The following is a 22,586-nucleotide window of genomic DNA, read 5'->3' on the forward strand; positions in this document are numbered from 1 at the left end:
TGCGGCGTAACCTCTTACGCCGCTTATAAAAATCCCCACACTCTCAATTGAAAGTATGGCGCTAGTCGTCAGGGGATTTTTCGTTCCAAATTTCGCTAGGAGCGACCTGAATCCAGAAACAGGGAAACAATCTGGGTGAGTAAGGTGTGAGTTATGGGTTATTTTTTAAGACGTTTGTCATTTTATTTTGTCGCGCTATTAGTTGCTGCGACGTTAAACTTTATTATTCCAAGAGCAATGCCTGGTGACCCAGTTACCATGATGTTTGCGAACGCTTCTGTACAAGTTACTCCAGAGCGTATTGCTGCAATGAAAGAACTATTAGGCTTCGTTGATGGCGGCTACTTAGTTCAATACGTGGCGTACATGAAGAACATACTTAGCTGGGAACTAGGTACATCAATTCAATTCTACCCACTTTCTGTAAACACACTGTTGGGTGGAGCATTCGGTTGGTCGCTTTTCTTAGCCGGCACCGCAGTTATTCTTTCTTTCTCGATTGGTTCAATCCTAGGTATTTTCGCAGCGTGGAAACGCGGCAGCAAGTACGATGCCTTCGTAACACCTGGGATGCTTATTCTACAAGCCGTTCCTCAAGTTGTTATCGCAATGATTGCACTATTTACCTTTGCAATTGGCTTGAAGTGGTTCCCAACAGGTTATGCCTACACCGCAGGCACTATACCTGATTGGACAAGCTGGGCATTCATCAAAGATGTCGCTTATCACGCCTTCTTACCATTGTTCTGTGCTTCTGTTGTTCAAATTGGTGGCTTCCTAGTAAACATGCGTAACAACATGATCAACCTATTAGCCGAAGACTACATCACCATGGCGAAAGGCAAAGGCCTGAGCGAAAACCGAGTGGTATTCAACTACGCAGCTCGTAACGCGATGCTACCGAGTGTGACAGCCCTTTCAATGTCGCTAGGTATGGCAATCGGTGGTCAGTTAATTATCGAAATCATCTTTAACTACCCTGGTCTTGGCAGCGTACTTTTCAACGCAATTAACGCTCGTGACTACCAAGTACTGCAAGGTCAGCTGCTTATCATGACGCTATTCATGCTGTTCTTTAACCTGGTTGCAGACATGCTTTACGTTGTTCTTGACCCTCGTCTTCGTAAGGGTGGTAAATAATCATGAAAGACTTTCTAAAACTTATTTGGCGTAACCCGATGGCCCTAACAGGCGTCATCATCCTAAGTATTTTTATTCTTGGCGCGATTGCAGCTCCATTAATCACCAAACATGTACCAGACAAGCGTACAGGTAACCCACACGAATACCCTGGTTTCGTGGTGAAGTCTGCACAAACTAACCCTGATGGCTGGGTTGCTCAAAACCTAGCAGACGACCGCCGTACATTGATCATGTCTAAGAAGGCAGACCACGTACTAGGTACAACTCGTATGGGTCGTGACGTTTGGTCTCAAGTGGTATACGGCGCACGCGTATCTCTTGCTGTAGGTTTTGGCGCGGGTCTAACCGTATGTTTACTCGCCACTGTTATTGGTGTTTCTGCAGGTTACTTCGGTGGCCGTGTCGATGACGTTCTAACAGCCGCAATGAACATCATGCTGGTAATCCCTCAATACCCATTACTGTTCGTAGTAGCAGCCTTTATCGGTGAGGCAGGGCCACTCACCATAACCTTGGTTATCGGCTTTATGTCCTGGGCTTGGGGCGCTCGTGTTGTTCGCTCCCAGACCTTGGCACTGCGTGAAAAAGAGTTTGTAAAAGCCGCTGAAGTTTTGGGTGAATCTTCATTCCGCATCATCTTCGTAGAGATTCTGCCAAACCTTATCTCTATCGTTGGCGCAAGCTTCATCGGTTCGGTGATGTACGCAATCATGATGGAAGCAACGATCTCGTTCCTAGGTCTTGGTGACCCGAACACAATCAGCTGGGGCATCATGCTTTACAACGTTCAAACCTCTTCATCAATGCTGATTGGCGCTTGGTGGGAACTGTTGGCTCCGTGTATCGCACTGACACTACTTGTAACTGGTCTTGCTCTACTTAACTTCGCTGTCGATGAAATTGCTAACCCGCAACTGCGTTCTCACAAAGGCATGAAGCGTTGGAAGAAACTAGCAGCACAAGACAAAGAAGAACGTGAACCAGAACTACCACCACAAAATGCACTTTGGAGCGGAGATAAATAATCATGTCTGAACCACTAATTTCTATCCGCAACTTATGCGTGGATTACATCACAGAGTCTGGCGATGTTCGTGCGTGTAACAACGTAAGTTTCGACATCGCTCCAGGTGAAGTATTCGGCCTAGCTGGTGAATCTGGCTGTGGTAAATCAACGGTCGCTTTCTCTCTCATGCGTCTTCATAAGCCGCCCGCTTACATCAGTGGCGGTGAGGTTATCTTCAACGGTGAGAACATCCTTGAATACAGTGATGACCGTATGCAGTCGTTCCGTTGGAGTGAGATGTCGATGGTATTCCAGAGCGCGATGAACGCACTCAACCCAGTACTACCGATGGAAGAGCAGTTCTGTGACGTAATCATGCGTCACACCAACATGACTCGCGAGCAAGCTAAACAACGTGCTGAAGGTCTACTTGAAATCGTAGATATTCACCCAAGCCGATTGAGTGATTACCCTCACCAATTCTCTGGCGGCATGCGTCAGCGCTTAGTTATCGCTATCGCGTTAGCACTAAATCCAAAGCTGATCATTATGGATGAGCCGACAACCGCACTTGATGTGGTTGTGCAACGCGAAATCCTACAAAAGATCTATGCACTAAAAGAAGAGTTTGGCTTCTCGATTCTGTTCATCACCCATGACTTGTCATTGATGGTCGAGTTCTCTGACCGCATCGGCATCATGTACTCAGGTGAGCTAATCGAGGTGGCTAACTCTCAAGATATTCTAGAAAACCCTTACCACCCTTACACCAAAGGGCTGGGAAGTTCTTTCCCTCCACTGACAGGGCCAAAGACAAAGTTAGCAGGTATTCCAGGTAACCCTCTGAACCTGTTAGAGATCCCTGAAGGGTGTCGTTTCCAAGCTCGTTGTGACCGTGTACATGAAACGTGTACCAAGGTGCCAACCAAGCTGCGTTCTATCGACCCGGGACATTTGTCTAACTGCCACCTGTACGGTGACCCAATAGTACAAAGGAAGCTATAGCTTGCACGCTAACTTGGCGTGAATAACGAACAAGGCGGCCCGTCCGCCTAAAAACAAGCAAAGCGAATAAGGATTCTGGAGACAATTATGAGCAAAGATTTCGGTCAATTATTGGTAGAAGGCAAAAATGTCGTAAAAGACTTCCCAATAAGCAGTACCACCATTCAAACCCCAATGATGCGTGCGATTAACGACGTGTCATTCAAGATGTATAAAAGTCGCGGCTTAGCGGTGGTTGGTGAGTCTGGTTCAGGCAAATCAACAACGGCAAAGATGATCGCAAAAATGTACGCGCCTTCGGGCGGCACGATAGAATACAAAGGCCGTGATATCCAAGAGATCTCAAGCAGAAAAGATCTTATGCACTACCGTGAAGGCGTGCAGATGGTATGGCAAGACCCGTTTGGTTCATTGAACCCAACGCACAATATCTTCCACCACATTGCTCGACCGTTGTTAATCCACAAGAAAGTATCTCCGGGCAATAAAAGAGAACTAGAAGAACGCGTTTACGATCTTTTAGAGCAAGTTGGTCTCATTCCGCCAAAAGAGACGGCGAAGAAATACCCTCACCAACTGTCTGGCGGCCAACGTCAACGTGTCAATCTAGCACGTAACATCGCAGTTGGTGCTGAAGTTGTTCTGGCCGATGAACCAACATCAATGCTAGACGTTTCAATTCGTGCGGGTGTTTTAAACCTGATGGAAGAGATGAAGTTTGAGAAGCAAATGTCACTGCTTTACATCACTCACGACATCGCAACTGCTCGTTATATTGCTGAGGATCTTTCAGTGATGTACGTCGGTCACATGGTGGAATGGGGCGATACCGACGACGTTATTGCTAACCCTCAACACCCTTACACTCAACTGCTGGTTTCTGCCGTTCCAGATCCTAAGAAATCGATCCACGAGCAACTTGCTGGCAACAAAGGGGAGATTCCTCTTTGGACACCAGTATCAGCAGGCTGCCCATTTGCAGGCCGTTGTACTCATGCGATGGACAAGTGTAAAGAGCAGCTACCAGGGGTTACACAGCTAGCTGATAACCACTTTGTACGCTGTTACCTACACGAAAGCTAAGCATAAAAACCCAAGTTAGGGTCTGCGGGCCCTAACTATTTATATCCAAAAAAATTCAAGTACCTAGCCAATAGAAACTAGGACTGTCGGAGAATATTGATGCTGTTATTGACCAACCATATTGGCTATGAGTCCACAGGCCCCAAGCAAGCTATCTTACAAACTAAGAAAGCTCGCCTATCTAGCACAACGGCTCTACTCGTCTGTGCTGACAACCATATGACTGTCGGAAGTTTTGATGTGGTTAAACAAGGCCGCGTAGCAAATTGGCATCAAGGGCAATTCTTCACTATTGATTTCAGTTCAGCCACTGAATCTGGTCGCTACTACCTGCGCTTTGATAACCTACGCTCAGAAGTTTTCGAGATTGGTAGCAACCTATTAATGAACCACACCTTTTCTGATGTGCTTCATTACTTTAAGTCTCAACGTTGTGGCGGCACTTTTGACAAGAAAGATCGACAAGCACAAATTCTTGGCACCGACAGATACGTCGATGTCCACGGTGGCTGGTACGACGCATCAGGTGATGTAAGCAAGTACTTTAGCCACTTGTCTTACGGCAACTACCTCAATCCACAACAGATTCCTATGGTTGTTTGGAACATGCTCAAAAGCGTGCGCTTAACCAGTGACAATCCAGACTTCCCTAAATTCTCCATGACTCGCCTAACAGAAGAAGCGCTATTCGGTGCTGATTTCTTAGTACGCATGCAAGACGCGGCTGGATACTTCTACATGACAGTATTCGACAAGTGGAGTAAAGATATCAACCAGCGCGATATCTGTGCTTATGCGACTCAAGAAGGTCATAAATCAACAGACTTACAAGCAGGCTACCGGCAAGGTGCAGGTGTTGCTATTGCGGCACTCGCTGTGGCTTCTGAACTTGAGGTTTCAGGTAGCTACTCTAGCCAAACCTATCTTGATACCGCGACCAAAGGTTACTGGCATCTTAAAGAGTACAACCTCCAATACCTAAACGATGGTAAAGAGAACATCATCGATGAGTATTGCGCCCTACTCGCAGCCAATGAGCTGTATCGAGTAACACAAGACGAACAATACCTTTCAGAAGCAAGAACTTGGGCGACTCGTTTAATCTCTCGCCAACAGTCAGATGATTTATTTGAGCACTTCTGGTCAGCAAACTCTGATGGCTCTCGCCCATACTTTCATGCAGCTGAAGCTGGCCTTCCAGTAATTGCTTTGTGTGAGTACATCAACAATGAAACCGATACGGAGCTCAAAGAACAAGCTCGCATTGTTGTTGAACAAGCATGTCAATTCGAAATCAACATCACCGATAAAGTAACCAACCCATTTGGCTACCCAAGACAGTACGTTAAAAATGTTGATGGTGATAAGCGCGATGCTTTCTTCGTCGCTCAGAAAAACGAAACAGGCTACTGGTGGCAAGGCGAGAACGCACGTCTTGGCTCACTCGCAACCATGGCGTATTTAGTTCAGCCACACATTCAAGACAGCGAACTGCAAAAGCGTTTAATCCAACTTTCACAGAACAGCCTCGACTGGATTTTAGGTCTCAATCCATACCACATGTGCATGCTTGATGGTCACGGTCATAACAACCCTGACTACTTACCTCAGCTTGGTTTTTTCAATGCCAAAGGCGGTATCTGTAACGGTATCACCGCTGGCTTTGAAGATGATCAAGACATTGCGTTTAATCCACCAGCACAAAAAGATGACATGCTTCAAAACTGGCGCTGGGGCGAACAATGGATCCCTCACGGCGCTTGGTTCCTATTGGCAACCGCTGCGCAGTTCAATTTCCTAGCACAACGTAAGGAGCAATAATCATGACTCTTTACTACGTAGGTATTGATGGTGGCGGCACTTCTTGTCGTGCTCGTATTCGTGATGACCAAGGCACACTCATTGGTGAAGCGAAAAGCGGCAGCGCTAATATCCTTTTGGGTGTTGATGTTGCGATGAGCTCAATTGTCGATGCGATTACTCAAGCAGCTCAGCAAGGGCAACTCGACTTTAATCATTTTTCCAATATGCATGTCGGCCTTGCACTGGCTGGTGCCGAGCAGAAATCAGCATGGTTCGACTTCATGGCACAAGCACACCCTTTCGCTAGCATGACGTTAAATACCGACGCTTATGGTGCATGCATTGGGGCTCACAATGGCCATAACGGTGCCATCATGATTGGCGGTACGGGTTCTTGCGGTATTTACCTAAAAGACGGTGAACAACATGTGGTTGGCGGTCGTGAATTTCCGATATCCGATCAAGGCGGCGGCGCTGTTATGGGCTTACGTTTGATTCAACAAGTCCTGCTTGCAGAAGATGGAATTCGTAGTAAAACCCCACTGACTCAGCATGTTATGAATCACTTTAATAATGATGTCGATGCCATTGTAGAGTGGTCAAAAGGCGCGATTCCAAAGGATTACGGTCAATTCTCACCTGTTATTTTTCAACTCGCTAATGAAGGTGACGAACTGGCTATCGAGATGCTCAAGCAAACCGCCGCTGATATCGAAATGTTTGTACTAGCACTGCATCACAAAGGTGCGGACAAGGTATGCCTGATGGGAAGTATCGCAGAGCGAATTCTCAACTGGCTATCACCACCAGTACAGCAATGGATCGTTAAACCTCAATTCGACGCTATCGAAGGCGCATTGATGTTTGCCGGTAAACCACAACACAACTTGTATCAACAGGCTTAGCAGGGAAGTTATATGAATTATCGCATCGACTTAGCTGTTCTTTCTGAACAAAAAAACAACTGCCGATTTGGCCTTACGGTACATAACTTAAGTGACCTTGACGTAACAGATTGGTCACTGCATTTTGCGTTTGACCGATTCATCCTTCAAGAGAGTTTATCGCAGGGTGAACTGACTCAAGTTGGCAGCTTTTGTTCGTTCAAACCAAGTTCGTCAGTGTTAAAGGCGAACAACCATTACTACCTTGAATTCAGCATTCAAAGCGCCCCATTCCGTTTTTATTCTGACGGTCTAAACGATGCCTTTATCCAAACGCATCACCAAGGCGAAACCTCGGTGCTGCCAGTCGCGATATCACCTATTGTTCTGGCGTCACCATACCGTGAACGCAATCAGATACCTGAAGTGAACGCTGCTGAGGTGGCATTAATTCCTCAGCCGAATCAGTTCGAACTTAAGCAAGGTAGCTTCGCGTTAAATAGTAAATGCAAAATTGAGGTTCAATCTCACCTTGCAGAGAAGGCCAGCGCTTGGTTGCAACAAGAGTTACTGATTACGTTCGAGCTAGCGATTTCAACAGAACTCTCACCAGAAGCGAGCGGAGACATTCTACTTCGTAGCAACCCAACTTTAGATGAAGCCGAGTACAAGCTAACAATCACAACTCAACAAGTGGTCGTAGAATCAGGCAGTCAATCAGGCTTCACTCATGCAGTAGCTAGCTTAATCCAATTAGTTCAACAACAAAATGCTGAACGCTTCTCTGTGCCATGTTGCAAAATCGCCGACCAACCTCGTTTCAAATACCGCGGCATGATGTTGGACTGTGCACGTCACTTCCACTCGGTGGAGCAAGTGAAACGTTTAATCAACCAGTTGGCGCACTACAAATTCAACGTTTTTCATTGGCACCTAACCGATGATGAAGGTTGGAGGATCGAGATAAAGAGCCTACCTCAACTCACTGAAATCGGTGCTTGGCGAGGTCCTGACCATGCATTAGAGCCACAATATACCCATATTGCTGAAAACTACGGCGGCTTCTACACCCAGCAACAGATTCGCGAAGTGATTGAATACGCAGAACAACGCAGCATCACGGTTATCCCTGAGATCGATATCCCGGGACACTGCCGTGCAGCAATCAAATCACTGCCTGATATGTTGGTAGAGCAAGCAGACACTACTCAATACAAGAGCATTCAGCACTACAACGACAATGTGTTAAATCCAGGTTTACCGGGCACTTACCAGTTCTTAGATGCGGTTATTGAAGAAGTCGCAGAGCTATTCCCTAGCGAATTGATTCACATGGGCGCAGACGAAGTACCACCGGGCGTATGGACTAACAGCCCTGCAGCTCAAGCGCTGATGAAAGAACATCAATACCAAGACAGCAAAGATTTGCAAGGTCACCTATTCCGCTATGCCGAGAATAAGCTTAAGCAACTCGGCAAACGCATGGTGGGCTGGGAAGAAGCTCAGCACGGCGACAAGGTGAGCAAAGAGACCATCATCTATTCATGGCTCAGTGAAGAAGCGGCTGTGAACTGCGCTCGCCAAGGCTTTGATGTGGTATTGCAACCTGCACAATTTACCTATCTCGACATGACCCAAGATTATGCACCGGAAGAGCCGGGCGTAGATTGGGCTGCCGTTATCCCATTAGAACAAGCTTATACCTACGAAGCGCTTGCTGAGATATCCGACACCGACCCAATTCGTAAGCGGATCCGCGGAATTCAGTGTGCTCTATGGTGTGAGATCGTCACCAACCAAAAGCGTATGGATTACATGGTATTTCCAAGAATTAGCGCTTTAGCTGAAGGATGTTGGACACATAAAAACAACCGAAACTGGCTAGATTACCTGTCTCGCCTAAAGGGTCACTTGCCGCTACTCGACAGACTCAATGTTGACTATCGCAACCCTTGGAAAGCTCAATAAAACAAAACCAAAGCAACACTCACATCGAGCGCTTGCTAACTCAAATTAAGGTGCTCAGTCAGATAAGACTCAGCATCACTATTTAAAAATTAGCTGCATAGATGCAGTTTGTTAAAAAGGAAATGACAATGAAATACGGCTATTTCGATAACGACAATCGCGAATACGTCATCACTCGCCCTGATGTACCAGCACCTTGGACCAACTACCTAGGTACTGAAAAGTTTTGTACCGTGATTTCGCACAATGCGGGCGGTTACTCGTTCTACAACTCTCCGGAATACAACCGTGTTACTAAGTTCCGTCCAAACGGCACCTTTGACCGTCCTGGACACTATGTTTACTTGCGTGATGATGAGACGGGTGATTACTGGTCTATCTCTTGGCAACCAGTGGCCAAGAGCCTAGATGAAGCGAACTACGAGGTTCGTCACGGCCTGTCATACTCAAAGTTCAAATGTGAATACAGCGGCATTACCGCAACCAAAACGCTATTCGTACCTAAAGGCGAAGATGCAGAAGTTTGGGACGTTGTGCTAAAGAACAACACTGATAAGCCACGTACTATCAGCACCTTCTCATTTGTTGAGTTCTCGTTCAGCCACATCCAATCGGACAACCAGAACCACCAGATGTCTTTGTACTCTGCGGGCACGTCTTACCAAGAAGGTGTGTTGGAATACGACCTATACTACAACACTAACGACTTTGAAGGCTTCTACTACCTAGCGTCAACCTTCTCACCAGACAGCTACGATGGCCAACGTGACAACTTCCTTGGCATGTACCGTGATGAAGCTAATCCAATTGCGGTTGAAAACGGTAAGTGTTCTAACAGCGCTCAAACCTGTTACAACCACTGTGGTTCTCTGCACAAGCAATTTACCATTCAACCGGGTGAAGAAGTTCGCTTTGCGTACGTACTAGGTATAGGTAAAGGCAACGGGGAACGCCTACGCGAGAAGTACCAAGATACAGCAAACGTTGATGCGGCTTTCCAAGGCATCAAAGATCACTGGGACGAGCGTTGCAACAAGTTCCAAGTTAAGTCTCCAAACGAAGGCTTAGACACCATGATCAACACTTGGACACTGTACCAAGCAGAAACCTGTGTAGTTTGGTCACGCTTTGCATCATTCATTGAAGTTGGGGGGCGTACTGGTCTTGGCTACCGTGATACTGCGCAAGATGCGATTTCAGTACCTCATGCCAACCCACAAATGACCAAGAAACGTATTATCGACCTGCTTCGTGGCCAAGTAAAAACGGGCTACGGTCTACACCTATTCGATCCAGACTGGTTCGATCCAGAGAAAGCAGACGTTGAGCCTTCAAAATCACCAACTGTTGTTCCAACACCGTCAGATGACGACAAGATCCACGGCATTGAAGATACTTGTTCTGATGATCACTTGTGGATCGTTCCGACCATCATCAAATATGTGATGGAAACCGGTGAACATGACTTCTTTGATGAAGTAATTCCATACGCAGACGGAGGTGAAGCGACTGTCTACGAACACATGAAAGCGGCACTGAACTTCTCTGCAGAATACGTGGGGCAAACTGGTATTTGTAAAGGTCTACGTGCTGACTGGAATGACTGTTTGAACCTAGGTGGCGGTGAATCTTCAATGGTGTCATTCCTACACTTCTGGGCGCTACAAGAATTTTTAGACCTTGCTAAGTTCCGCAATAACGATGCTGATGTTGCTAAATACACAGAAATGGCAGCGAACGTACGCGAAGCGTGTGAAACTCACCTTTGGGATGACGAGGGTGGTTGGTACATCCGTGGCCTGACTAAAAATGGCGACAAGATCGGTACTGCACAACAAGCTGAAGGCCGTGTACACCTTGAGTCAAACACGCTCGCAGTTCTGTCTGGTGCCGTTTCTCAAGAGCGCGGTGAGAAAGCGATGGACGCAGTAGATGAGAACCTATTCTCTGAATACGGCTTACACCTAAACTCCCCTTCATTTGCAACACCAAACGATGACATCGGTTTCGTGACTCGCGTTTACCAAGGCGTAAAAGAGAATGGCGCAATCTTCTCTCACCCGAATCCATGGGCTTGGGTAGCAGAAGCGAAACTTGGCCGTGGTGACCGTGCGATGAAATTCTACGATGCACTTAACCCGTATAACCAAAACGACATGATTGAAACACGTTACGCAGAACCATACTCGTACGTGCAGTTCATCATGGGTAAAGACCACCAAGACCACGGCCGCGCAAACCACCCTTGGTTAACCGGTACCTCTGGTTGGGCTTACTTTGCGGTAACCAACTTCATTCTTGGTGTTCGTACTGGCTTTGAAGGATTAACGGTTGATCCATGTATCCCAACAGATTGGCCAGAGTTCGAGGTTACTCGTCAATGGCGTGGCGCAACTTACAACATCACAGTGCAAAACCCGAATGCAGTAAGCAAAGGCGTTGCTTCTATCATTATCAATGGTGAGTCAGTTGAAGGTGCAATCCCAGTACAAGCAGAAGGCAGCGTGAACGATGTTGTCGTTGTTCTAGGCTAGCCACTCAATTTAACGAACAGCTCTTGTCTCAAGTCTTTACAGGCTTGAGACAATGAGACTAAAAGGATTTTCTAATGATTAAATTTGGTACAGGTGGCTGGCGCGCTTTCATTGGTGAAGAGTTCACTAGAGAAAACGTACGTTTGGTAGCGCAAGCGCTCGCTAACATCATCAACAACGAAGATGCTGCAAAGAACGGATTTGTGATCGGCTATGACCGTCGCTTCCTTTCAGATAAAGCGGCATGCTGGTTTGCAGAAGTACTTGCAGCGAACAACATCAAAGTAAGCTTCATTGATAAATTCGTTCCGACACCTATCGTGATGTTCCAAGCAAAAGAGATGGGCTGCACCTACTCGGCATGTATTACCGCATCTCACAACCCTGCGGATTACAACGGTATCAAGGTGTTCATTGAAGGTGGTCGTGATGCTGACGAGATCATCACAGAGAAGATCGAACAGCAAATCGCAACTCTAACCAACGAAGACGTTATCCGAGTTGATTTCGAACAAGCGTTGAATGACAAAGAAATCGAGATCATCAACCCGATGAACGACTTTGTTGATTCAATCATCAACTTTATCGATATCGAGTCGATCAAGAAAGCGAATCTGCGCGTACTAATTGACCCTATGTTTGGTGTCGCGAAAAACGCGTTGCAAACGGTTCTTATCAATGGTCGTTGTGATGTCGACGTGATCAACGATGGCAAAAACCCAGATTTTGGTGGCTTGATGCCATCGCCAAATGCCGCAACGCTGTATCGCTTAAAGCACTTAGTAGCCGCTGAAGGTTATGACATTGGTATTGGTACTGATGGTGATGCCGACCGTTTGGGTATCATCGATGAGAAGGGTCACTTCATCCACCCTAACGAAGTGCTATTACTGCTTTACTACTACTTATTGGAATACAAAGGCTGGAAAGGTTCTGTCGTGCGCAACATCGCAACCACACACCTACTCGACAAAGTGGCGGCGGATCACGGCGAGAAAAGCTTTGAGGTTCCGGTAGGCTTTAAACATATCAGCTCGCAAATGGAAGCCGATGACTCACTGATTGGTGGCGAAAGCTCAGGCGGTTTAACCATTCGTGGTCACATCAAAGGTAAAGATGGTGTCTTCGCGTCAAGCCTACTGGTTGAGATGATCAGCGTAACAGGTAAGAAATTGTCTGAGCTGCTTGATGAAATCTACTCTAAATATGGCTATGCCTACACCGCTGAAGGCGATTGTAAGTTTAAGCCTTCGGAGAAGGAAGCTCTCTACACTAAGATCTACGTAGAGAAACAACTGCCTGAATTTAAGTACGAAATTGAAAAAGTCAGCTATGAAGATGGTGCTAAGGTGTACTTCAAGAATGGCGGCTGGGTGATTGCTCGCTTCTCAGGAACAGAGCCGTTACTACGAATCTTCGCAGAAATGGAAGACAAAGACACTGCAGAACGTGTTCTTCAAAAAGTGAAAGACTTCCTCTCTCTATAGGCTTATAGAGTGCAGCAGTTTTGGATGGGACTTAACAAATCACTGCCTTGTTAAAGCCTATAGATGAAGAACTCTTGCCCAGTACTTTAGATTAAAGTGCTGGGCTTTTTTATCGCGAACTTCTATTGCTTAGCAGAGTAGGATTTACTGAGTTTAGCTAGCGACTAAACTGAGTTAGAACGCAAGCACGCCTTTGGTGTCTACTTTCACAGTTACTGGCATACCGACTTCAAGCGCTTCAGAAGAGGTCGACAATAACTTCTGACCATTGGCTTCAATCACATAGCGACAGTGATCGCCCATAAATTGCTGCTCCAATACAGACAGATTACTGTCGACATCATGGCTTGCCACAATATGTTGAGGTCTTAACAACAACGCGCAATCCGCACCCACTTCAATCTCGGTTTGTGCTTTCGCTTCAATCAGACCTAGGCTGGTTTCAAACTCATTGTCTGAAATACGCTGTGCCTTTAAGTAGCTACCGCCACCCAAGAAATCAGCAACGAACTTACTCGAAGGATGGAAATACAACTCAGACGCCGAACCATACTGTTCAATCACACCATGGTTCATTACAGCCATCTTATCTGCGAAAGCAAATGCCTCTTCGCGACTGTGAGTCACAAAAATAGCGGTCACACCCTGCTTCTTAAAGATCTTACGAATTTGAGAAATCAGCTCATGACGAACTTGAGTGTCAATGTTCGAGAATGGTTCATCTAACAGCAGTAAGTCAGGCTTGTATGCCAAAGATCGGGCAATCGCAACACGCTGCTGTTGACCACCAGAAAGTTGATGCGGGTATCGGTCACCATACTCATCTAAGTGAACCAACTCTAACATCTCTTGAACTTTCTCTTTCTTTTGCTGCTCTGAGAGTTCTTTTAGTCCAAAGCCAACGTTCTGGTTGACCGTCAAGTGCGGGAACAGAGCGTAGTCTTGGAAAATCATACCAATATTTCGTTGCTCCGGTGGCAACCAATTATCGCCATCATCGATGGTTTGACAGTTTAAACTCATTACGCCACTACTCAATGGAAGCAGGCCAGCAATCGCCTTAAGTAAGGTGGTTTTCCCGCAACCACTTGCACCAAGAAGACAAACAATTTCACCATGCTCAACTTCTAACGAGAGCGCTTCCAAGATGGTTTGCGACTCATACTTACAAGTCAAATCTTTAATTGATAATGCACAACTCATTAGTGTTTCTGCTCCAAAGAACGGTTTACGATGATCAGAGGAATTAAACCTACTAACACCAGTAATACAGCAGGCATCGCCGCCAATTCGAGGTGCTCATCTGAGGCATAGTTATAAACATAGGTCGCCAATGTTTCGAAGTTGAAAGGGCGCAGCAGCAATGCCGCATTTAGCTCTTTCATTGATTCGATAAACACCAGTAAACCGGCGATCAGCGCGCCGCGTTTAATCAAAGGTAAATGAACACGACGTAACATCTGGTTGGTATTGCAACCCATGGTTTTAGAAGCCATATCCAATGAAGGAGATACTTTACTCAAGCTACTTTCAATACTGCCAATCGCCACTGCAGAAAAACGCACCACCATTGCAAAGATCAGCGCAAACATGGAACCAGAGAAAATCAGCCCCGGGCGTCCCCACTCCATCACTTTGGCAATATCATTGACTAAGTGATCCATAAACAGCACAGGCACCATCACACCAATCGCCAACACAGTGCCTGGAACAGCATAGCCCATCGAAGCAATACGCATGTAAGCCTGATTTTTCTTACTCGGGCTGACACGTTGATTAAAGTTCACAATCATCGCAATGATAACGCCAATAATCGCCGCGACTACTGACACATAAAGACTGTTAACAGCATACTCTCTGAATTCAGGCGTCCAACTTTGTGCAAAGTATTTGTAGGCATAGATCATCAACTGACCCAGAGGGAACAAGAATGCAACGCACACTAACCCCCAGCACCAAAACAGTGCCAACCACTTCTTCCAACCGGATAGGTCGTAACGAAAGTCTTCACGACTGCTGAATTGATTCTGGAACAGTTTCTGTTTACGACGACTGTAGCGCTCTGAACTCAACAGCAGGATCACGATAACTAGCATAATTGCCGATATTTTCGCAGCAGCCGTTAAACTTGAATAACCTAGCCAGGTATCGTAAACCGCTGTCGTTAAAGTGTTGACTGCAAAGTAACTCACGGTACCAAAATCACCGATAGTTTCCATCGCAACAAGCGATAGACCTACCGCCATTGATGGGCGAACAAGTGGCAACGAGATACGACGAAAGCTTTCCCAAGGTGAGCATTTTAGCAACCGAGCGGATTGCAGTAAGGAGACGTTTTGCTCCATAAATGCGGCGCGGCACAGCAAGTAAACATAAGGATAAAGAACGAGAGACAGAACAATAATAGCACCAGATAAGGTTCTAATATCCGGGAACCAATACTCACCGGGTCCCCACCCAGTAAGATCTCGCAGTAGAACTTGAACAGGCCCAGCAAAGTCGAACCAATCGGTGAATATATACCCAACAATATAGCCTGGCATTGCTAATGGCAGTACTAGCGCCCATTGCAAAACCCGCTCTCCCGGAACACGGCACATTGCCATAATCCAAGCAGACGGAATACCAAAAACCAAAGACAGGAATAAGGTTCCCATGACTAAAACCACCGTATTGTAAGCATAGGTGGGCATTACTGTGGACATCAGATGAGAAAATAGCTCATCTGTTTCTCCAACAGCCGTCGTAAAAATCGCTAAGATCGGTAAAACCAGTAATACAGCAATAATGCCGCTACTGGTGTTCCATAAATAATTCTTTTCTTTCATCGCCTAACTACAAAGAGGCTTAATGAAACACAAATGCATTTGCAAATACATCTCATGTCCTTTTAATGGTGGGGTTATTTATACCCATATACTGTAATGACTTCAAGGTGAGATGCTAATAACTCAAGGGATCAACGGCGAGCTTTGTATCAAAAAGTGATTTTCCAAAACAAACAACCCCAAGTGACCGAAAATGGCGACTTGAGGTTGTCATTTTACTTGGGCCGAAGCCTACAGTAATAAATTAAAGATCGAACTTAACTTCGTCTAATAGTTTAATTGCTGCTGCGTGGTGGTCAGCAATTTGGTCTAGAGAAATTGTATCTGCTTTGAATTCACCCCATGAAGCAACAAGCTCAGAAGGTTTCACATCAGCTTTCACTGGGTATTCATAGTTCACTTCTGCATACATGCTTTGTGCTGTGTTACCCGATAGGAATTCCATTAGCTTAACGGCATTCTCTTCGTTTGGAGAGTATTTAGCCATTGCCATACCAGAGATATTCACGTGAGTACCCGTTGTCTCTTGGTTAGGGAAGTTAATGTAAACAGCGTCAGCCCAAGCTTTTTGCTCTTTATCGTTAACCATCTTGCCTAGGTAGTAGCTGTTACCAAGAGCAACATCACATAGGCCTTCTTTAATCGCTTTAACTTGTGCGCGATCGTTACCTTGAGGCTTGCGTGCTAGGTTAGCTTTTACGCCTTCTAGCCACTCTTTCGTTTCAGCTTCACCTTTGTGAGCGATCATCGAAGATACTAGAGAAACATTGTATGGGTGCTTACCGCTACGCGTACAGATCTTACCTTTAAATTCAGGCTTAGTTAGATCTTCGTAAGTAAACTCCTCACCTAGACGACCAACACGGTCACGAGAAGAGTAAACGCTACGTGTACGTGTTGTTAGAGCGAACCACTCATTGTTTGTATCTTGGTATTGAGCAGGAATATTCTTTTCAAGAACTTCGCTTTCAACAGACTGAACTAAACCTTGTTTAGTTAGCTCAGATAGACGACTGATGTCTACAGTTAACACTACGTCTGCAGGGCTGTATTCGCCTTCTTGAGCTAACTTTTCTGCTAAACCTTTTTTAGCAAACTTAACGTTTACTTTAATGCCAGTCTCTTTTGTGAATTCCTTGAACATTGGTTCAACTAGGAAAGGTTGACGGTAAGAGTATACGTTCACTTCTTCCGCAGCCATTGCAGCAGGGGCAATGACACTACACGCTAGAGCTGAAAGTGTTAGCAGTTTTTTCATGGTAAAATCCTTTATATCGAAATGATAATCTATATCAGTTGCGTTATTATATTCATCAGTAACACAATTACAATGATGTCCGACAAAAAAATTGTTCGCTCTGCGCCATCAGCCTCGCACTTTTGTAACAATTCATTTCAAAGCGACCACTTATGCGTGCGAAGCGTTGCCGGCTAGATCGGTTTATCTACATCAATCAAAACTACTCGACCATTAATAACAAAACCCCACAACCAATGGCTATGGGGTTTTCTTTGTCCTGCCTAACCCGTTCAGATTAGACAAATACTATCGATTATTTTACTGATACAAACTCTGGGTAAGCGCCGACACCACAATCGTGCATGTCCATACCTTCTAGCTCTTCATCTTCACTAACACGAATACCGATTGTTGCTTTAAGCACTGCCCATACAGCTAGGCTAGCACCGAATACCCATGCAAAGATTACTGCTGCACCCATTAGTTGAGCACCAAACGTTGCGTCAGCATTGCTTAGTGGCACAGCCATTAGACCGAAGAAACCACACACACCGTGTACAGAGATTGCACCTACTGGATCATCAATCTTAGCTTTATCTAGAGCGATGATGCTGAATACAACTAATGCACCAGATACCGAACCAATCGCTACAGCAAATAGAGGTGATGGTGATAGAGGGTCCGCAGTGATTGCTACTAGGCCAGCTAACGCGCCGTTAAGAATCATTGTTAGGTCTGCTTTACCCCAAGTCGTTTTACATACTAGTAGTGCTGCGATTGCGCCAGCTGCCGCTGCTGCGTTGGTGTTAAGGAAGATTTGACCAACTGCTGTCGCGTTCTCGAAATCTGAAACCATCAATTGAGAACCGCCGTTGAAACCGAACCAACCAAACCAAAGAATAAATGTACCTAGTGTTGCAAGCGGCATGTTTGAACCAGGAATCGGGTAGATTTCACCGTTCTTACCGTATTTACCTTTACGAGCACCAAGCAGTAGAACACCTGCTAATGCAGCTGCTGCACCGGCCATATGTACGATACCCGAACCTGCAAAGTCACTGAAACCCGCTTCTGATAGGAAACCACCGCCCCAAGTCCAGTAACCTTCAACTGGGTAAATGAATGCTGTTAGTACTACCGAGAAGATAAGGAATGACCAAAGTTTCATACGCTCAGCAACTGCACCAGATACCACAGACATTGCAGTTGCAACGAATACTACCTGAAAGAAGAAGTCTGATTCTAGAGAGTGGTCTGCGCCTTCACCTTGAGTACCAATCAGAGTACCGAATGATGGCAACCAACCGCCTTCGCCGTTGTCGACATACATAATGTTGTAACCAACCACTAAGAACGCTGTACAAGCAATCGCGTATAAGCAGATGTTCTTAGTTAAAATTTCTGTGGTGTTCTTTGAACGAACTAGGCCAGCTTCAAGCATCGCGAAGCCTGCTGCCATCCACATTACCAACGCACCTGAAATGAGGAAGAAAAAAGTGTCTAGTGCGTAACGTAGTTCCGTTACTGTTGTTGTAAGTTCCATATTAAAGTCTCCAGTCCTTGTAATTCTTTAAAGTGCTTCAGCATCCATTTCACCAGTACGAATTCGTACGGCTTGGCTTAGGTCATACACAAAAATTTTGCCATCGCCGATTTTTCCGGTGTGTGCCGCTTGGCTAATCGCTTCAACAACTCGGTCAACGTTTTCAGCTTGGGTAGCAATCTCTAGCTTCACCTTTGGTAGGAAGTCCACTTGGTACTCTGCACCACGATACAATTCAGTGTGTCCCTTCTGACGACCAAAGCCTTTAACTTCAGAAACCGTCATACCTTCAATACCCACATCAGAGAGCGCTTCGCGTACATCGTCTAATTTGAATGGCTTAACAATGGCATTTATTAATTTCATATTCGTTCCTTAAATTCTTACTTAATCCGTTAATTCTCTTATAACAATCCAAGTAGCGTGCCAAAAAGTTAAGTGTTTGATTTTTAATTAAATATACATAATAGGACTATAAAAAAAAAAAAGGCCGCACCAATATGGTGCGGCCTTTTCACTATCTTAATGCGTAAAGCTCTTATTGCTCCAGATTTGGGCAACGGAGCCTTCAAAGCTCTGAATGACTAACAAATAGGTGTTAGAAACTAGTAACCTAAAAAATCCATCCAGCGTTCGATGAGTAGTTCAAAGTCATCGATTCCACAGCTTGCTTGGCTTTCACAGTTATAGAAGTCGAACTCACTGCCCTCTTCCATTTCTTGGTCATGCGCTAACACGTTTTCTTGAATCGTGACTTCATCTTCATTGATGGCAAGGCTAATCTCTTTGCCAAGCAGCGTCACTTCATTGCTCAGGTCTTGTCGAGATTGCTCAATAAGCGCCATCACATGATCTAGTTTCTGCTTATCTTTGCCGATCTCTTCTTGTAACCAGCGGCCAACGATCTCGTGCCCCATACTGCACTTTACATAGTACTCGCCCATTAAAGTGTTTCTTGTAAATTCAAATTCCATAAAGGCTCCGCGCACTAATGACAGATAGGGTTAAAAATGAGGCGAGAGTATATAGCGAAGTCATCAAGAGATCGAGTCGCTCGTCTTCTAACATTCAGACATAAAAAAACGCCTACCGAAGTAGACGCTCTATCATTTGGGTTCCTCTAAATAGTTGGAGTGGCAGCTAGGCGACAAGTACGTTCATCCCTATGAGCATAGAAGCTCTATGTGATTAGGGTGAACGTACGCAGTCAACAACGCTGCCGCTACAAATATGACGAGGAACTAGGCTGGTTCTTGGAAAATAACCGTGTCCGCTTTTTCCGTGTACTGACCCATTTTATGGAAGTTCAGGTAACGGTATGTATCAGCAGCCGTTGCATTGATCTTATCAGCGTACTCTAGGTACTCTTCTTTCGTTGGAATACGACCTAGAATCGCACCAACCGCAGAAAGTTCAGCTGACGCTAGGTAAACATTCGCGCCTGTACCCAAACGGTTCGGGAAGTTACGAGTAGAGGTAGACATTACCGTCGCAGCATCAGCAACACGAGCTTGGTTACCCATACACAGTGAACAACCCGGAGTTTCAATACGAACCCCAGCACGACCGAAGATGCCGTAGTAGCCTTCTTCTGTCAGCTGATCTTTATCCATCTTGGTTGGCGGAGCCACCCATAGGCGAGTATTTAGCGAGCCGTTAAACTCTTCTAGCATCTTACCAGCAGCACGGAAGTGACCGATGTTCGTCATACAAGAACCGATAAACACTTCTTGAATCTCAGTACCTTGAACGTCAGAAAGAAGACGAGCATCATCTGGATCGTTTGGTGCACAAAGGATTGGTTGATCGATGTCAGCAAGATCAATCTCGATAACGTGCGCGTATTCCGCATCTGAATCAGCAGATAGCAACTCAGGGTTCGCTAACCACTCTTCCATTGCAGTGATACGACGCTCAATCGTACGAACATCACCGTAACCTTCCGCGATCATCCACTTAAGCATAACGATATTCGAGTTCAGGTACTCATCGATCGACTCTTGAGATAGCTTAACCGTACAACCTGCAGCAGAACGCTCAGCAGATGCATCAGAAAGCTCAAATGCTTGCTCAACAGATAGGTGCTCAACACCTTCAATTTCTAGTACACGACCAGAGAATTCGTTGATCTTACCTGCTTTCTCTACGGTTAGTAGGCCTTGCTTGATACCATAAAGAGGAATGGCATGTACTAGGTCACGTAGCGTGATACCCGGTTGCATTTCGCCTTTAAAGCGAACCAAGATAGATTCAGGCATATCAAGAGGCATAACGCCTGTTGCGGCAGCAAATGCTACCAAGCCAGAACCCGCAGGGAATGAAATACCTAGAGGGAAACGAGTATGCGAGTCACCACCTGTACCTACAGTATCAGGAAGAAGCATACGGTTTAGCCATGAGTGGATAACGCCATCACCCGGACGAAGTGAAACACCCGCACGGTTCATGATGAAATCAGGTAGCGTATGGTGAGTGTTTACATCAACAGGTTTCGGGTATGCAGATGTGTGACAGAAAGACTGCATTACAAGGTCTGCTGAGAAACCAAGACACGCCAGATCTTTAAGCTCATCACGAGTCATAGGACCGGTCGTATCTTGAGAACCGACTGTCGTCATTTTAGGTTCACAGTACTGACCAGCACGCACACCTTCAACACCACATGCTTTACCTACCATCTTCTGAGCTAGCGTGTAGCCTTTATCAGATGCAGATGGATCGATTGGTTTAGCAAACAGATCCGTTTCAGCTAGACCTAGAGCGTCACGAGCACGACCTGTTAGGCCACGACCAATGATCAGTGGAATACGGCCACCAGCACGCACTTCATCGAGAAGAACTTTGCTTAGCTCAAAGTTTGAAATTACAGAACCGTTCTTGTGAACAACACCTTCGTACGGGTAGATATCAATGATATCGCCCATGTTCATGTCTTGTACGTTCAGTTCAATTGGTAGTGCGCCTGAATCTTCCATTGTGTTGTAGAAGATTGGTGCAATTTTACCACCAAGACAAACACCGCCAGTACGCTTGTTTGGTACGAATGGGATATCTTCACCCATGAACCAAAGTACTGAGTTGGTTGCCGATTTACGTGAAGAACCTGTACCAACAACATCACCAACGTAAGCCAGTGGAATGCCATCTTTTTGCATTTCTTCAATTTGATTGATTGGACCAACGCTACCCTGCTCATCAGGAGTAATGCCATCACGTTCCATCTTCAGCATCGCTTTCGCGTGCACTGGGATATCAGGACGTGACCATGCATCAGGCGCTGGAGATAAGTCATCAGTGTTAGTTTCACCGGTAACTTTAAATACTTTAACGGTGATCTTTTCCGCTACTTTGTTTTTCGCTGTAAACCATTCAGCATCAGCCCAAGATTGAAGTACTTGTTGTGCAGATGCATTGCCCGCTTTCGCTTTCTCTTCTACGTCATAGAACGCATCGAACATCAGTAGAGTATGAGATAGAGCTTTAACAGCGATTGGAGCAAGCTCAGCATCGTCTAGTAGAGATACTAGAGATTCGATGTTGTAACCGCCTTGCATAGTACCAAGCAGTTCTGCAGCTTTTGCTTTGCTTACTAGTGGAGAAGCTACTTCACCTTTAGTGATAGCCGTAAGAAAGCCAGCTTTTACATAAGCAGCTTCATCTACACCCGGTGGAATGCGGTTTTCTAGTAGGTCAAGAATGATTTCTTCTTCACCTTGAGGTGGATTCTTCAGAAGTTCAACTAGGCCAGCTACCTGCTCAGCATCTAGTGGTTTTGGAACAACTCCTTCGGCAGCACGTTCTTCGACGTGTTTACGGTAGGCTTCAAGCACGACTTTTTTCCTCTCATTGCGGTTCACTTCTTCCCTTCATAATTGTTAGTAAAATAAAGAAGTGAACATCCTTGGAAACTTGGCTCTCCATTGCCATTTTTGTCATTCAATTTGTATTGATGAGCGGCGTCATAGAGGCCAAACTGTGGGCGGTAGAATAGCAAATTTAACGTTAAATTAAAATCTTATCATTTTGACCAACATAGCAAGTTAAGACGAAAGTCCCACTATT

The 22,586-nt window shown here is 45.6% G+C and carries 16 protein-coding genes; 9 read left to right on the plus strand and 7 right to left on the minus strand.

Going from position 1 to position 22,586, the window contains the following annotated elements; translation table 11 throughout:
* The first annotated feature begins 153 nt into the window (after positions 1-153).
* The 9 genes from CWO27_RS06150 (at position 154) to CWO27_RS06190 (ending at position 12,913) form a co-directional block, all read left to right on the plus strand.
* Positions 154-1,140 carry an ABC transporter permease gene (locus CWO27_RS06150; protein WP_017059409.1) on the plus strand — a complete coding sequence of 329 codons (987 nt, stop codon included), beginning with the start codon at positions 154-156 and terminating at the stop codon, positions 1,138-1,140.
* Between the two features lie 2 nt (positions 1,141-1,142).
* Positions 1,143-2,168 (plus strand): ABC transporter permease, encoded by a 1,026-nt coding sequence (locus CWO27_RS06155; RefSeq protein WP_017056648.1) that lies wholly within the window; start codon positions 1,143-1,145, stop codon positions 2,166-2,168.
* A gap of 2 nt (positions 2,169-2,170) precedes the next feature.
* Positions 2,171-3,154: an ABC transporter ATP-binding protein gene (locus tag CWO27_RS06160; RefSeq protein WP_048605693.1), complete on the plus strand. Its 984-nt coding sequence runs from the start codon at positions 2,171-2,173 to the stop codon at positions 3,152-3,154.
* A gap of 87 nt (positions 3,155-3,241) precedes the next feature.
* A complete protein-coding gene (locus tag CWO27_RS06165; RefSeq protein WP_048605696.1) occupies positions 3,242-4,237 on the plus strand; it encodes an ABC transporter ATP-binding protein in 996 nt (331 codons plus the stop codon).
* A 99-nt stretch (positions 4,238-4,336) separates the two neighbouring features.
* Entirely contained in the window at positions 4,337-6,058 is a 1,722-nt protein-coding gene (locus CWO27_RS06170) for a glycoside hydrolase family 9 protein (RefSeq protein ID WP_107898707.1), read from the plus strand.
* A gap of 2 nt (positions 6,059-6,060) precedes the next feature.
* The gene (locus CWO27_RS06175; RefSeq protein ID WP_055319602.1) at positions 6,061-6,945 is read left to right on the plus strand and encodes an N-acetylglucosamine kinase; all 885 of its coding nucleotides are present in this window, start codon (positions 6,061-6,063) and stop codon (positions 6,943-6,945) included.
* Positions 6,946-6,957: 12 nt separating this feature from the next.
* Positions 6,958-8,892 carry a beta-N-acetylhexosaminidase gene (locus tag CWO27_RS06180; protein ID WP_057622292.1) on the plus strand — a complete coding sequence of 645 codons (1,935 nt, stop codon included), beginning with the start codon at positions 6,958-6,960 and terminating at the stop codon, positions 8,890-8,892.
* 128 nt (positions 8,893-9,020) lie between these two features.
* Entirely contained in the window at positions 9,021-11,426 is a 2,406-nt protein-coding gene (locus tag CWO27_RS06185; RefSeq protein ID WP_107898708.1) for a GH36-type glycosyl hydrolase domain-containing protein, read from the plus strand.
* A 74-nt stretch (positions 11,427-11,500) separates the two neighbouring features.
* Entirely contained in the window at positions 11,501-12,913 is a 1,413-nt protein-coding gene (locus CWO27_RS06190; protein ID WP_102478388.1) for a phosphoglucomutase/phosphomannomutase family protein, read from the plus strand.
* 174 nt (positions 12,914-13,087) lie between these two features.
* Here the strand turns inward: CWO27_RS06190 and CWO27_RS06195 are convergent, their stop codons facing one another.
* The 7 genes from CWO27_RS06195 to acnB form a co-directional block, all read right to left on the minus strand.
* Positions 13,088-14,116 (minus strand): ABC transporter ATP-binding protein, encoded by a 1,029-nt coding sequence (locus CWO27_RS06195; protein ID WP_048664518.1) that lies wholly within the window; start codon positions 14,114-14,116, stop codon positions 13,088-13,090.
* A complete protein-coding gene (locus CWO27_RS06200; RefSeq protein WP_048658179.1) occupies positions 14,116-15,741 on the minus strand; it encodes an ABC transporter permease in 1,626 nt (541 codons plus the stop codon). The genes CWO27_RS06195 and CWO27_RS06200 overlap by 1 nt, the downstream gene beginning before the upstream one ends.
* 244 nt (positions 15,742-15,985) lie before the next feature.
* The gene (locus CWO27_RS06205) at positions 15,986-16,999 is read right to left on the minus strand and encodes a Fe(3+) ABC transporter substrate-binding protein (protein ID WP_048658180.1); all 1,014 of its coding nucleotides are present in this window, start codon (positions 16,997-16,999) and stop codon (positions 15,986-15,988) included.
* Positions 17,000-17,294: 295 nt separating this feature from the next.
* Positions 17,295-18,524, minus strand: coding sequence for an ammonium transporter (locus CWO27_RS06210; protein WP_048658181.1), 1,230 nt, complete (start codon positions 18,522-18,524; stop codon positions 17,295-17,297).
* A gap of 27 nt (positions 18,525-18,551) precedes the next feature.
* On the minus strand, positions 18,552-18,890 hold the full coding sequence (gene glnK, locus CWO27_RS06215) for a P-II family nitrogen regulator (RefSeq protein WP_004738200.1): 339 nt from the start codon (positions 18,888-18,890) through the stop codon (positions 18,552-18,554).
* Positions 18,891-19,129: 239 nt separating this feature from the next.
* Positions 19,130-19,498 carry a YacL family protein gene (locus tag CWO27_RS06220; RefSeq protein WP_102478387.1) on the minus strand — a complete coding sequence of 123 codons (369 nt, stop codon included), beginning with the start codon at positions 19,496-19,498 and terminating at the stop codon, positions 19,130-19,132.
* A 267-nt stretch (positions 19,499-19,765) separates the two neighbouring features.
* Positions 19,766-22,354 carry a bifunctional aconitate hydratase 2/2-methylisocitrate dehydratase gene (acnB, locus tag CWO27_RS06225; RefSeq protein WP_057622291.1) on the minus strand — a complete coding sequence of 863 codons (2,589 nt, stop codon included), beginning with the start codon at positions 22,352-22,354 and terminating at the stop codon, positions 19,766-19,768.
* Positions 22,355-22,586 lie beyond the last annotated feature (232 nt).

This window comes from Vibrio sp. 10N.286.51.C3 (genome assembly GCF_003050065.1).
Lineage (GTDB): Bacteria > Pseudomonadota > Gammaproteobacteria > Enterobacterales > Vibrionaceae > Vibrio > Vibrio crassostreae.